At 73.7% G+C, this 13,972-nt stretch carries 7 protein-coding genes; 4 read left to right on the forward strand and 3 right to left on the reverse strand.

Annotation, left to right across the window (positions count from 1 at the left end):
* Positions 1 to 187: 187 nt before the first annotated feature.
* The 3 genes from prfB to ABR737_RS18200 all read right to left on the reverse strand — a co-directional run bounded on the left by prfB (position 188) and on the right by ABR737_RS18200 (position 4,808).
* The gene (gene prfB / locus ABR737_RS18190) at positions 188 to 1,294 is read right to left on the reverse strand and encodes a peptide chain release factor 2 (protein ID WP_350251214.1); all 1,107 of its coding nucleotides are present in this window, start codon (positions 1,292 to 1,294) and stop codon (positions 188 to 190) included.
* A gap of 214 nt (positions 1,295 to 1,508) precedes the next feature.
* Positions 1,509 to 2,819 carry a serine/threonine-protein kinase gene (locus ABR737_RS18195; RefSeq protein WP_350251215.1) on the reverse strand — a complete coding sequence of 437 codons (1,311 nt, stop codon included), beginning with the start codon at positions 2,817 to 2,819 and terminating at the stop codon, positions 1,509 to 1,511.
* Between the two features lie 327 nt (positions 2,820 to 3,146).
* Complete coding sequence (locus ABR737_RS18200) at positions 3,147 to 4,808, reverse strand: serine/threonine-protein kinase (protein ID WP_350251216.1); 1,662 nt, start codon at positions 4,806 to 4,808, stop codon at positions 3,147 to 3,149.
* 547 nt (positions 4,809 to 5,355) lie between these two features.
* Between ABR737_RS18200 and ABR737_RS18205 the strand changes: the two genes are divergently transcribed.
* The 4 genes from ABR737_RS18205 to ABR737_RS18220 all read left to right on the forward strand — a co-directional run bounded on the left by ABR737_RS18205 (position 5,356) and on the right by ABR737_RS18220 (position 13,768).
* Entirely contained in the window at positions 5,356 to 8,928 is a 3,573-nt protein-coding gene (locus tag ABR737_RS18205) for an FHA domain-containing protein (protein WP_350256829.1), read from the forward strand.
* 767 nt (positions 8,929 to 9,695) lie between these two features.
* Entirely contained in the window at positions 9,696 to 11,084 is a 1,389-nt protein-coding gene (locus ABR737_RS18210; RefSeq protein WP_350251217.1) for an ABC transporter substrate-binding protein, read from the forward strand.
* A 273-nt stretch (positions 11,085 to 11,357) separates the two neighbouring features.
* Entirely contained in the window at positions 11,358 to 12,788 is a 1,431-nt protein-coding gene (locus ABR737_RS18215; RefSeq protein WP_350251218.1) for a carbohydrate ABC transporter permease, read from the forward strand.
* A 149-nt stretch (positions 12,789 to 12,937) separates the two neighbouring features.
* A complete protein-coding gene (locus ABR737_RS18220; protein ID WP_350256830.1) occupies positions 12,938 to 13,768 on the forward strand; it encodes a carbohydrate ABC transporter permease in 831 nt (276 codons plus the stop codon).
* Positions 13,769 to 13,972 lie beyond the last annotated feature (204 nt).

Raw genomic sequence — 13,972 nt, forward strand, 5'->3', positions numbered from 1 at the left:
GACATACGCATGCCGCGCTCAGCCTTCCCAGTTCGGCCATTATCGTCAAGGCCGAATAAAGCCCCGATGCCCGAATTGGCAAGCGGTGGGTGGTACATGGACATACGACTGTGACCAAACCGCCACAGCAAAAACAACTGCCTCCCTGAAGGAGGCAGTTGTTTCACGTACGGAGTGCGCGGATCCGCTACTTCTCCTGCTGCTTGCGCCAGCGGATACCGGCCTCCAGGAAGCCGTCGATGTCGCCGTCCAGCACCCCGGTGGGGTTGCCGACCTCGAACTCGGTCCGCAGGTCCTTGACCATCTGGTACGGGTGCAGGACGTAGGAACGCATCTGGTTGCCCCAGGAGTTGCCGCCGTCGCCCTTGAGCGCGTCCATCTTGGCCTGCTCCTCCTGGCGGCGGCGCTCGAGGAGCTTGGCCTGGAGGACGTTCATCGCGGTCGCCTTGTTCTGGATCTGCGAGCGCTCGTTCTGGCAGGAGACGACGATGCCGGTGGGGAGGTGCGTCAGCCGGACCGCGGAGTCGGTGGTGTTGACGCCCTGGCCGCCGGGGCCGGAGGAGCGGTAGACGTCCACCCGCAGCTCGGACTCGTCGATCTCGATGTGGTCGGTCTGCTCGACGACGGGCAGCACCTCGACGCCGGCGAACGACGTCTGGCGGCGGCCCTGGTTGTCGAACGGCGAGATGCGCACCAGGCGGTGTGTGCCCTGCTCGACGGAGAGCGTGCCGTAGGCGTACGGGACCTTGATGGCGAAGGTGGTCGACTTGATGCCGGCCTCTTCCGCGTACGAGGTCTCGTAGAGCTCGGTCTTGTAGCCGTGCCGCTCGGCCCAGCGCAGATACATGCGCTGCAGCTTCTCGGCGAAGTCGGCGGCGTCCACGCCACCGGCCTCGGCACGGATGTTGACCACCGCTTCACGGGAGTCGTACTCGCCGGACAGGAGGGTGCGGACCTCCAGCTCGTCGACCGCCTTGCGGACGGCGGTCAGCTCGGTCTCGGCCTCGGCCCTGGCGTCCTCGTCGCCCTCGGCCTCGGCGAGCTCGAAGAGCACCTCGACGTCGTCGACCCGGCCGCGCAGGTCCTCGGCCTTGCGCAGCTGGCCCTGGAGGTAGGACAGCCGACTGGTGATCTTCTGTGCGTTCTCCGGGTCGTCCCACAGGGACGGCGCCGCGGCCTGCTCCTCGAGCACGGCGACATCGGCCCTCATCTTGTCGAGGTCCAGGACGGCCTCGATCGACCCCATGGTCGAGGAGAGGGACTTCAGCTCTTCGGATACATCGACGACTGCCACGCACCCAGCCTAACGGCTGCCGCCGTCAGCGTGACCCGGCCCCGGCAGGTCGGACCCGCCGGAAACCGCGGGGGGCGGGTCGCCCGGCGGGCCGTCCGCCGTCCCGCGCACGCGGGCGGTGGCGGGGGCGGACGTCCGTCTCCGCAGGCCCGGTGGCCGGGCGGCGGGGTCCTGTCGCCGCGCGGGCGGGGCGCGGTGGCCGCGCGGCGGGCCGTCACGGGGTGCCGGGATCCGGCTGCTGGACGCCCGGTGTGGCGTCCCCCGCCGTGTCGTCGTCCGAGGCCAGCCAGCCGCCCAGACCGGCCGCCACGACCACCGCGGCGGCGGCCGCGCCGAGCCTGATCCGGCGGCGGCGCACCGCGTCCGGCGACGAGCGGTGCCGGGCCGAGCCCGCCCGGCGTTCACCGGCGGCACGCGGGGCGCGGGCGGTGCCGTGGGCGCCGCCCGCCAGCTCGTCCGGTCCCGGGACCCGCATGCTGGTGTGCGTGTCCCGGTTGGAGTCGGGGACCGCGCCCTGGACCAGCGGGACGGCGCCGCGCGGCGGGGTGGCCTCCCCCGGGTGCGGGGACGGGTGGAACGGCTCCTCGCGGGAGGCGGCGGCGCTCTCCTGCTCGTCCTCCGGCTGCTCCTCCTCCGGCTCGTCGATGTCCAGCGGCGGGATACCGGCCAGGCCGGGCAGCAGCTCGCGCAGCCGGGCGGCGAGCTCGGGGGCGCGCAACCGGGAGGCCGGCGCCTTGGCCAGGCACTGCAGCAGCAGCTGCCACAGCTCGTCGGGGATGCCGGGCAGCGGGGCCACGCTCTCGGTCACATGGCGGCGCAGCACCGCCCCGGGGTGCCCGCCGCCGAACGGCGTGAACCCGGCCAGGAGCTCGTACAGGACGGTCGCCAGCGCATAGACGTCCACGGAGGCGCGCGGCGGGAGGCCTTCGATGATCTCCGGGGCGAGGTAGTCGGGGGTGCCGATGACCTTGGCCGACGAGCGGAGCGAGCCGGAGCTCCCCCCTGCCGGGGGCTGGAGGGTACGGCGCGGCGAGTCGACGAGCCGGGCGATGCCGAAGTCGGTCAGCAGGGCGGGGTGCGCACCGCCGGGGCCGAGCGGCCCCTGCATGTCCAGCAGGACGTTCTCGGGCTTGACGTCGCGGTGCACGATCCGGGCGGCGTGCGCCGCGGCCAGCCCGTCGGCGACATCGGCGGCGATCGCGACGGCGGCCTCCGGGGCCAGCCGGCGCTCGCGCTCCAGACGGGTGCGCAGATCGGTGCCCCGGATGAGGTCCATGACCAGCGCCAGGTCGTTGCCGTCGACGACGAGATCGCGGACGCCGACGACATGCGGGTCCGCCAGGCTCAGCAGCGCCGCCCGCTCCTGTACGAAGCGGCCGACGAGTTCCTGGTCGGAGGCGAGATCCTCACGCAACAGCTTGATGGCCACGGCCCCTTCGGGACCCTCGCCCAGCCATACCGTGCCGGCACTGCCGCGCCCCAGGATCTGGTGGGCGGTGTACCGGCTGCCGATCTTCCGTGCCAAGACTGCTCCGACGTGTCGGGCCCCCGAGCGTCCTGCGGGGGCTGAGGTTGGCGTCAAAGCTACGCGGGTGCCAGGGGGTTCCGTGCCCCGGAACGTGGCAACCTTCACTTCTGTGAGCGAAATTGACCGTCAGAAGTCGACAAATCCACTGGGTGGGTTCACAGGTGGGTTGACGGGGCCGTTCACGGGATCGTTCACGGGCCGGTTGACGGGGCCGCTCATGACGCAGGCCCGGCGCCGCCTGTGGAGAGGCGGGGCCGGGCCCGTCGATGACCGTCCGGAACAGGTCCGGGGCGCCCGCGGCGGTGCGGCCGCGGGCGGACGGCGTCAGCCGCCGAGTTTCTGCACGAACCGCTGCACGCTGTGGAAGACGTGCCCGACCTGCGAGAAGAAGCCCCGCGTCGTGCCGATCCACTCCTGGAGCGGGGTCAGCTCCCAGACCAGCCAGGCCGCCACGAACAGCAGGATCAGCGTGAACAGGCAGCCCTTGAGGCAACCCAGGCCCGGGATCTTCATCGGGTTGGCGCTGCGCTGACGGGGCTCCCGCCGGGGCCGGGGCTCCGGCTCGGGCGGCCGCTGCGGCTCGTAGCGCTGCGGCGGCGGCTCCTGGCGGCGCCGGGGGGCGGCCTGCGGCTGCTGCTGGCCGTACGGCGCCGGAGCGGGCTGCTGACGGTACTGGGGCTGCTGCGGGTGCTGCGGCGGCTGCTGCTGGGGAGCGGCCTGGCGCTGCGGGCGGCGGCGCAGCGGGTCCTCGGCGGGATCCAGATACTGCACCTGGGTCTGCTCGTTGCGGTCGCGCGCGGCCCGCATCTGGGATTCCCAGGGATGGGGGTTGTCGGGGTTCTGCGGTCCGCCGGCCGGTGCGCCCATGGGCATCGGCGGCATGGCGCGAGTCGGGTCGGCGCCCGGCCCGCCGGGGCCCTGACCACCCGGGCCGCCCGTGGACGGCAGCACGCTGGTCGCCGCGGCCGGGTCGTACGAACCGGCACCGGAGGGGAGCACCTGGGTGGGGTCGGCGTCGCCTCCGGGGCCCTGGCTGCCGTCGGCGCCCGTTCCGGGGACGGTCGCGGGTGCGGGGTCGGGGGCGAGCAGCGCGGCGACGCCGAGGGCGGCCTCGGCCGCGGCCGGGGTGGCGTGCACCCCGATGCCGTCCGCGACGGTGCGCAGCGCCCGGGCGAGGTTCCCGGCGCTGGGCCGCTCCTCGGGGCGCTTGCTCAGGCAGCGCTGGATCACCGTCCACAGCGGCTCGGGGAGCGTGCCGGGGCGGCGCGGCTCCTCGCTGAGGTGGCGGTGCAGCACCTCCAGTGCGGTCGACCCGGCGAACGGCGGGCGGCCGGTGACCAGCTCGTACAGCAGGATTCCGGCGCCGTAGATGTCCACGGCGGAGGTCTGCGGGCGGCCCTCGGCGGACTCCGGCGCCACATAGGCGGGGGTGCCGACGAATTCGTGGGTGCGGGTCAGGCCCGGGGAGTCGGCGAGGCGGGCGATGCCGAAGTCGGTCAGCATCGGGTGCATCTCGCCGCTGCCGTCCGACCCGGCGAGCAGGACGTTGGCGGGCTTGAGGTCGCGGTGCACCACGCCGTCCGCATGGCTGGCGGCCAGCGCGTCGGCGATCTGGGCCGTGAGCAGCGCGGCGGCCACCGGGCTGAAGGGGCCGCTGTCGCGCAGATAGCGGTGCAGGTCGGGACCGTCGACCAGGTCCATGACCAGGGCGAGCAGATCGCCCTCGACGACGAGGTCGCGGGTGCGGACGATGTTGGGGTGGGTGAGGCGCAGCAGGACGGAGCGCTCCCGAAGGAAGCGCATCACCACGTCCGGGTCGTGCGCCAGCTCCTCCTTGAGGACCTTGATCGCGACCGTCTCGCCGGGCTCTCCTGCCACGGCGGCCTCGGCGCCCGCCGTCTCCCGCTGGCGGGCACGCCAGACGGTGCCCGTGGCGCCGCGTCCCAGCGGCTCCTCGAGCAGGTACTTGCTGCCTACCGGCCGCACGTCATGCGCTCCCTGGTCGTGGTGGTTCTCTTGCCCGGCCCGCCGGGTCAGTTGATCAACTCCGCTGATCCACTCCGCGCGGCCCGTCCGGCCCACTGTAATGCCGTCGTACAAACTTTTCGGTCCGGCGGCCCGGGACGGGCTTGTGGGAAAGACGCAGTCGGGAAACGGATGGTTGCCTGCCGCGTGCGGCTGGTACCCGGCACCGCCCACGGCATTCCGATCAGGACCGTTCCGAAGCCGTCCAGGAACATTCCGCAGCGTTCCGAAGTGGTTCCGAGCTGACCACGGCAGTCGAAATCCGGCCGGGCACGGCACGCAAGGAGGCACTTTTTCGCCCTTAGAAGACCAATCAAGATCACTGAATGGCGGTCGGCGGGCGTGTTGTCAGTGGCAGGTGCGAGGATGCACCCAGCACGATGCGGTGGGGGCGCGCGGCCTTTGTCGTGACGTGCACTTGGGACTTGTACGTGCCGACGTGCCCGGGTGCGGTGGGGGGAAAGAGCGGTCCCCCGGCGGATCCCGGCAGAAGGGACCGTTGACGGCGATGCAGATCCGGCTGACCGTCCTCGGGCCGCGCAGCGGCCACACCACACGGACCTGCGACGTGCTCGTGACGGCCCCCGCCGGGACCGCGCTGGCGGCGGTGGCGGGCGCGCTCGCGGCCTCCGTGGCGGGCTCGGGTGCGGATGTCGGCGGTCCCGGCGGCGGCAGCGGCCCCGTCGTGCTCTACGCCGGGTCCGAACGGCTCGATCCGCAGCGCGCGGGGCTCGGCGAGCCGCCTTTGATCGACGGCGCGGTGCTCTCCCTCCAGGGCCCTGGCCCCGCCCCGGCACACGGCCTGCCGCACGGCTCCGCCCGCCTGCGCATCGTCTCCGGCCCCGATGCCGGCGGGGTACACCTGCTGCACGGCGGCGAGATCCGCATCGGCCGCTCGGCCGACGCCGACGTCCCCCTCGACGACCCCGATGTCTCCCGGCTGCACTGCGCCGTGACGGTCGAGCCGGACGGCGCGGTGTACGTGGCGGATCTGCACTCCACGAACGGCACCGTCGTGGACGGCACCGACCTCGGCGAACGTCCCGCACCCCTGCCGCCCGGCGCCCTGCTGCGCATCGGGGAATCCGCCCTGCGCCTGCAGTCCGCGCCCAGCGTCCCGGACCCCGCCCTGCCGACCGCCCCGGACGGCGAGGGGCATCTGCGGATCGCCCCGGGCACGGCCGGTGCGCATCCGGACGCGGACGCGACGGCGGTGGGAGAGGCGGTGGCGGGCCGGACGGCACGTCACGGGGAGTACGGGGGGGCCGGGGAGTACGCGGCCTACGACGCGACGTACGGGGCGTCATCGGGCCCGCGAGGCGCCACGTCCGCCGCGGAGGGGGCGTACACGGGAGCCGGCGCCCGCGCCCGGGTGACCGGCGACGCCACCGCTCCCCTACGGGCCTCCGCCACCACACCGGACCCGGACCCGTCGGGGCGGCGGGACACTCCCCTGCGCGGCACCCCGACCCGGTACACCGCCCCGCCCCGCGTCGGCGCGGCTCCCGTCCCCGGTGCTTCCACGGGCCATGTCTACGACCGCACCACCGGCGCCGGCCCGGCGGACGGCTTCGGCCCCGGCGTCCGGGAGCGCAGCGACGCCTTTCCGGCCGGTGCGCAGGACCGGACGCACGGCGGGCAGCAGTCTTTGGCACCGGACTCTTGGGCACCGGCCGATGAAGGATCCCGGGCCGATGAGGGATCCCGTAAAGGCGGGCGACGGGGTGGCATCGGCGCCTGGGCGCGGCGGCTGGCGGGCGGCCGGCCCGCCGTGGAGCGGCCGGACGACACCTTCGCACCGGAGTACGAACCCGTCGGCGCCTCCAGGGCGGCCTTCGCGGACCCCGCCGAGGGCGTCCCGGCACCGGAAACGCTCTCCGGGCCGGCCGCCGACGAGCGCTGGCCGGATGCCGCCGCGGTCCTGCTCACCGCGCTGGGACCGGGGCCCCGGCTCTGGGAGCGCGGCGCGGACCACCCCGACGCACTGACCGTCCGGCTGGGGACCGCCGCCCGGCACGGCGGCCGGGCCGCCGTGCCCGTCACCGTCGATCTGCGCCGGGCGGGCTCGCTCGGTCTCGCCGGGCCGCGAACGCGGCTGACCGGTCTGGCCCGCAGCGCCCTCGCCCAGCTCACGGCCCTGCACTCCCCCGGCGCCCTGGAAATCGTGCTGATCAGCGCGGACCGGGCGCGTTCGGCCGAGGAGCGGGTGGCGGACTGGTCCTGGCTCGGCTGGCTGCCGCAGGTCCGCCCGGACCGCGGCCAGGACTGCCGGCTGCTCCTGGCGTACGACAAGGAACAGGCCGCGGCCCGTACGTCCGAGCTGGTGCGCCGGCTCGACGACAGCCCGCTGGGCCCGGGCTGGGCGGACGCCGAGCGGGCGGAGACCGCCTCCGCCGCCGCCCGCCACCGGGGCCCGTACACCCTCCTGGTCGTCGACGGCGACCCCGGCACCTCCGCGCTGCGCGAGACCACCGCCCGGCTCGCCGCGGGCGGCCCGGCGGCCGGTATCCACCTCCTGTGCCTGGCCGAGACGCCGGCCGCCTCCCCCGCCTTTCCGCTGGCCTCGACGTACGAAGCGGCCCGGGCGGCATCACCCGCCTTCGGCGAGTGCGGGGCGGTGGCGGTGCTCAGCGGCGATGTCGCCACGGCGCTGCGCGTCGTCCAGCCGGGCTCCGGGCCCAACGGCACGGTCGCGACGGTGGACGCGGTCTCCGGCGCCTGGGCCGAGCGGTTCGCACGGGCGCTGGCGCCGCTGCGCGAGAGCGATGCGACGGCCGCTTCCGGCGGCCGGACGGCGCCTCGTGCGGCCGTCCCGCTGCCCGACTCGGCACGGCTGCTGGACGAGTTGGGGCTGGCCCGCGCCACTCCCGCATCCCTGATGGCCCGTTGGGCCGCCGCGCTGGACACCGACCGGCCCGGCGCCGCCGCGGTGCTCGGCGCCGGGCCGCACGGCCCGCTCTGCGCCGACCTCGCCGCCGACAGCACGCACCTCGTCGTGGAGGGCGCGGCGGCCACCGGCAAGACCGAACTGCTGCGTTCGCTGGCCGCCTCGCTGGCGGCTGCCGACCGCCCGGATCTGCTGTCGCTGGTGCTGGTGGACGGCGGCGGCAGCGAGCGCGGTGAGGGGCTGCGGGTCTGTACGGACCTGCCGCATGTCACGACCTACCTCGCCGCCTCGGACCCGGTCCGGATGCGGGAGTTCGCCCAGGCGCTGTCCTCCGAGCTGAAGCGGCGGACGGAAATACTGGCCGGCACCCCGTTCGCCGACTGGCGCGCCAAGCATCTGCCGGCCCCCCGGATCGTCGCCCCGCGCCGCTCGGCCGAGAGCGGCAACCCGGAGCGTGAGAGTCGCGAAGGCCGCGAGAGCCGCGAGAGTCGCGGCAGCCGTGATTACGGAGAGCAGGAACCAACTACTCTCCGTAATCGTTGCCGTGATAGAGGAACGGACGGCGGCGCAGCGGCGGACCCGTCCACGACCGGAACCCTCCGCCTGCGCGCCCGCAGCACCACGCAACCGCCCGCCGCCGGCCCGGCAGCCACGGAAGGCGGCGCCGACGCGGCCGCGCCGATGCCCCGCCTCTTCGTGCTCGTCGACGACTTCGATGCGCTGGTGGCCCCGGCGCTGGGCAGCACCGGTCGGCCGGCCGCCGGTTCCGTGGTGCGCGCCCTGGAGACGGTGGCCCGGGACGGCGCGGAGCTCGGGGTCCACCTGATAGCCGCCACCGGTCATCCGGACCGTACGGCGGAGACCGCGACCAGCGAACGGGCCGGTCTGCGGGTCCGGTTGGGCGCCTCCGACGATCCGTCCGAGCCGGTGCCCGCGGGCCGCGGGCGGCTGCACCGCGCGGCGGACGGCTCCTCGACACCGTTCCAGGCGGGCCGGGTCACCGGCCGGATACCCCGGACCTCCACCCTCCGGCCGACGGTCGTACCGCTGGAGTGGCAGCGGATGGGCGACCCGCCGGCCCGGCGCCCGCTGCGCGAGTTGGGCAACGGCCCCACGGACCTGGCCCTGCTGGCCAGCGCACTGCAGCGGGCCGCCCAGTCCTCGGGCGCGGGGTCGGCTCCGCCGTTGTTGTGAAGTCGGGGGGTGCGGCCTCGTCGGGGTGAGGCCGGGGGCGGCCTCGTCGTGGTGGGGCCCGGTGGGCCGGCCTCGCGGTTGGGGCCCGGTGGGCCGCGGCCTCGTGGTGGGGCGCGGTGCTCCGCCATGGCGTGAACTCCGGCGCCTGCCGCCACCGCCGCCCCGTTCACCGCCTCTGGCCCCCGCCGCTCGTGAACCCGGTGCGCGTTCCGTCGTGAACCCGGTGTGCGCTCCTTCGTGAACCCGGTGCGCGCTCCGTCGTGAAGCCGGTGTGCGTTCCTTCGTGAAGCGGGTGTGCGTTCCGTCATGAACCCCGCGCGCCCCTCATAGCAGCGTTGTGAACCCCGCGCGCCCCGCCCATAACAGCCGCGTCACGAAAGGGCAGTTGGCGGGGGAGGCGGTATTGCGGAGCCGGTGGCCAGGGCGTAGGACTGTCGCACACCCAGAGCACGGCGGACACCGCAGAGCACGACGAGGCGCAGCGCGACCACGCACCACCGCACGGCACGACGCGATCCGCACACGCGATCCGCACGATCGTGCGACGCACAGGCGCGTACGGCGCGACGCGATCGGCACGTAGGCACGTACAGCACGTAGGCACGTACAGCACGACGCGTACGGCGCGTAGGCACATATGGCGCGACGCGATCCGCAGGTAGGTGCGTACGCACGAGGCGAACGGCACAGTAGGGGCACCGTGGCACGGCAGGGCGCGGCTCCCCTTGCACCCGGCACGGCAGGCGCGGCGACAAGGGGCTACGGGGATGCGCAGACGACTCGGACGACTCGACCGCACGGCTGTACGCGCCACGACCGCGGTGGCGGTAGGCACGGCGCTCGCCCTGGCGCTGGCCGGGTGCGGCAGCGGCAGCAGTGGCGGCGGCACGAAGGACAACGGCGGCGGTGGCAGCAAGGGCGGCAGCACCGCCCCCACCGTGCAGCTCCCCCAGCTCAAGGGCCAGAAGTTGCAGGTCACCGCGGTCTGGACGGGCCCCGAGCGGGAGAACTTCGTCAAGGTGCTGGACGAGTTCGAAAAGCGCACCGGCGCCACGGTCGACTTCGTGCCCAGCGGCGACGACATGGCCGGCTTCATCGGCTCCAAGATCGCCGGTGGCGGGCCGCCGGACATCGCGATGCTCCAGCAGGTCGGTGTGCTGGGCGAGTTCGCCGGGAAGGGCTGGCTCAAGCCGCTCGGCCCGACCGCCAAGGCGCAACTCGCCAAGAATTACAGCAAGGGCTGGCAGGATCTCGGCGCGCACAAGGGCACGCCGTACGGCGTCTACTTCAAGGCCAGCAACAAGTCGCTGGTCTGGTACAACGCCAAGGCGTTCGACAACGCGGGCACCCAGGAGCCGAAGACCTGGAAGGACTTCCTCAAGACGGCGCAGACCCTCTCCGAATCGGGCGTCGAGCCGGTCTCGGTGGGCGGTGCGGACGGCTGGACGCTGACCGACTGGTTCGAGAACATCTACCTCTCGCAGGCGGGGCCCGAGAAGTACGACCAGTTGGCGCAGCACAAGATCAAGTGGACCGATGCCTCCGTCAAGCAGGCGCTGACCACGCTCGGACAGCTCTTCGGCCGTAAGGATCTGCTCGCGGGCGACAACTCCGGTGCGCTGCAGACGGACTTCCCGACGTCGGTGACCCAGACCTTCAGCGGCGACACCCCGAAGGCCGCGATGGTCTCGTCGGCCGACTTCGCGGCCGCCAACATCACCCAGACGAAGGCCAAGGTCGGCACGGACGCCAAGGTCTTCCCGTTCCCTGCGGTGGGCGCCAGGTCCCCGGTGGTGACCGGCGGCGATGTGGCGGTGGCCCTCAAGGACGGCAAGGCGGCACAGGCGTTGCTGACGTTCCTGGCGTCGACGGATGCCGCCAAGATCTGGGCGCAGGCGGGCGGGTTCATCTCGCCCAACAAGGAGCTCGACCAGGCGGCGTACGCCGACGGTGTGATGCGCCGGATCGCCAAGGCGCTGATCGCGGCGGGCGACGACTTCCGCTTCGACATGTCCGACCAGGCGCCCGCCTCCTTCGGCGGCAAGCCGGGCCAGGGCGAGTGGAAGGACCTGCAGGACTTCCTGAAGAGCCCCAAGGACATCGCGGGCACCCAGGCTCAGCTGGAGAAGGACGCCGCGAAGTCGTTCGGACGTTGAGATCGTACGTGGCGTCGCTCGGATGCTGGGGGCGTAGGCGATGGGGTTCGGGCGCGGAGGCCGTACGGGGCGTCGTTCGGCGCTGAGGCCGCACGCGATGTCGTTCGGGCACCGAGGCCGTACGCGGCGTCGTTCGGGCGGAGGCCGCACGCGATGGCGTTCGGCCGCTGAGGGCCTGTCGCCGGCCGCCGGGCAGCGGCCACCAAGCACTGAGCAGCGGCCACCAGGGGCCAAGCACCGACCACCTCGACCGGGACCGGGGGGACCGTCACGATGAGCGCCGTAGCGGCCGGCAAGGCCAGTGACAGCGGCGAAAGCGGCCGGGGCAGCGGCGAGAGCGGCCGACGCGGCGGTGGCGAGCGCCCGGACGGCGGCGGCAGGCGCCAGGGCCGCGGGGGCAAGCGCCGCCCGGGCGGTGGCGTCCTGGGCGCCCGCCCCTGGACGGCCGCGGTGTTCCTGCTGCCGGCCCTGCTGCTGCTCGGGGCGCTGGTCGTCTACCCGATCGTCTTCTCCGTCTACCGCAGCCTGTTCGACGCGTCCGGCACGGGATTCGTGGGGCTGGGCAACTACGGCGCGATGTTCTCCGACGACGGCATCCGTACCGCGCTGCGGAACAACATCATCTGGGTGGTGGTGGCGCCGGCCGTCTCGACGGTGCTGGGGCTGATCTTCGCGGTGCTGACCGAGCGGATCCGCTGGGGCACCGCCTTCAAGCTGATCGTGTTCATGCCGATGGCGATCTCGATGCTGGCGGCGGGCATCATCTTCCGGCTGGTCTACGACCAGGATCCGGAGCGCGGAGTCGCCAACGCGGTGTGGGTCGGCATCCATGACACCTTCTCCGAACCGGCCCCGTTCCCCGGCGCCAAACCGCGGCCGCGGTCCGGTCTCGCGCCGTCCGGCGGCGGTGCGTTCACCACACGTTCGGCCGTGCGGGCCGCGTCACCGGTGAATCTGCCGCTGGTCGCCGTGCAGCCGGGCGATCTGCGCGGGGCCCGCGCCGCGGCCGCCGCCGGGCCCCGTCCCGGCAGGGTCACCGGCACCGTGTGGCTGGACTTCACCCGTGGTGGCGGCGGGCGCCCCGGCGTCATCGACGGCAACGAGAAGGCGCTGGCCGGGCTGACGGTCGAGGCGGTCAGGGGCGGCCGGGTGGTCGCCTCCGCGACGACGGCGGCCGACGGCACCTTTGCGCTGCCCGCGGACCGTGCCGAGGGCGCCCGGCTCCGGCTGCCCGCGGCCGATTTCGCCGAGGCCTACGGCGGCGTCGACTGGCTGGGCCCGGCGCTGGTCACCCCGGCCATCATCGGCTCGTACGTCTGGATGTGGGCCGGTTTCGCGATGGTGCTGATCGCGGCGGGGCTGGCGGGTGTTCCGCGTGAGCTGCTGGAGGCGGCGCGGGTGGACGGCGCGGGCGAGTGGCAGGTCTTCCGCCGGATCACGGTGCCGCTGCTGGCGCCGGTCCTGGTGGTCGTGCTGGTCACGCTCATGATCAATGTGCTGAAGATCTTCGATCTGGTCTACATCATCGCCCCGGGCTCCAGCATCCGGTCCGCCAACGTCCTGGCGCTCCAGCTCTTCCAGTCCTCGTTCGGTACGGATGTCGACGAGGGCCTGGGCAGCGCGATCGCCGTCTTCCTGCTGCTGCTCGTGCTGCCGGTGATGTACGTCAATCTCCGGCGCATACGGAAGGAGCGTCGCCGATGACGACCGTGGACGGTGCCGGGCCGGGCGGGGGCGCCCTCCCCGGCGGGCGCGCCGTACGGGCGGCGCGGGGCAGGCGGGGCGGGCTGGGCGGGCGGGGCGGGCGGGGCGGGCCGGCGGCCGGGCGGGCCGGGCGGCCGCTCGCGGCCCGGATGGCGGCGCGGACCGGCGGTGGCGCGATGCGGATCTTCCTGGTCCTGGTCGCGCTGTTCTGGCTGATGCCGTCGGTGGGGCTGCTGCTGTCCTCGCTGCGCAGCCCGCAGCGGATCGCCGAGTCCGGCTGGTGGCAGGTCTTCAGCAAGCCGGCCCAGATCACCTGGGACAACTACAGCCAGCTGCTGGCCAACGACAAGGTGATGGGCTCGCTGCTGACCACGGCGGCGATCACCGTGCCGGCGACGGTGCTGGTCGTCGTCATCGGCTCGCTGGCCGGCTATGCGTTCGCCTGGATGGACTTCCCCGGCAGGGACGGCTGGTTCATGGTCGTCGTCGGGCTGCTGGTGGTGCCCGTGCAGGTGGCGCTGATCCCGGTGGCCAAGCTGTTCGGTGCGGTCGGGCTCTTCGAGACGACGGCCGGGGTGATCCTCTTCCATACGGCCTTCGGGCTGCCGTTCGCGGTGTTCCTGCTGCGGAACTTCTTTGCCGAGATCCCGCGCGAGCTGCTGGAGGCGGCCCGGCTGGACGGGGCGGGCGAGCTGCGGCTGTTCACCCGTGTCGTGCTGCCGCTGGGCGGCCCGGCGATCGCCTCGCTGGGGATCTTCCAGTTCCTGTGGGTGTGGAACGACATGCTGATCGCGCTGATCTTCGCGGACAGCGGCCATCCGCCGATCACGGTCGCGCTGCAGCAGGAGGTGCGGCAGTTCGGCAACAACATCGATGTGCTGGCGCCCGGCGCGTTCCTGTCCATGGTGGTGCCGCTGATCGTCTTCTTCGCCTTCCAGCGCCAGTTCGTCTCCGGGGTGATGGCGGGCGCCGTGAAGTGAGCTCCGCACGGGGGCCCGCCGGTGCCCGTCCGCACGCCATCTTCCGTTCATGTTGCTGCGCCTACGATGACGTCGCTGCCGTGCCCTGCAGGGTGCGGCGGTGCGTAGGGCGGGTCGGCGCGCGTGGTGTGCCGGCGCGACAGGGCGCCACAGGGCGCGGCGGTGCGACAGGGTGCCGCCGGGGAGATGCCCGGGTGTGGCCCG

The sequence above is a fragment of the Streptomyces sp. Edi2 genome (assembly GCF_040253635.1).
Taxonomy (GTDB): domain Bacteria; phylum Actinomycetota; class Actinomycetes; order Streptomycetales; family Streptomycetaceae; genus Streptomyces.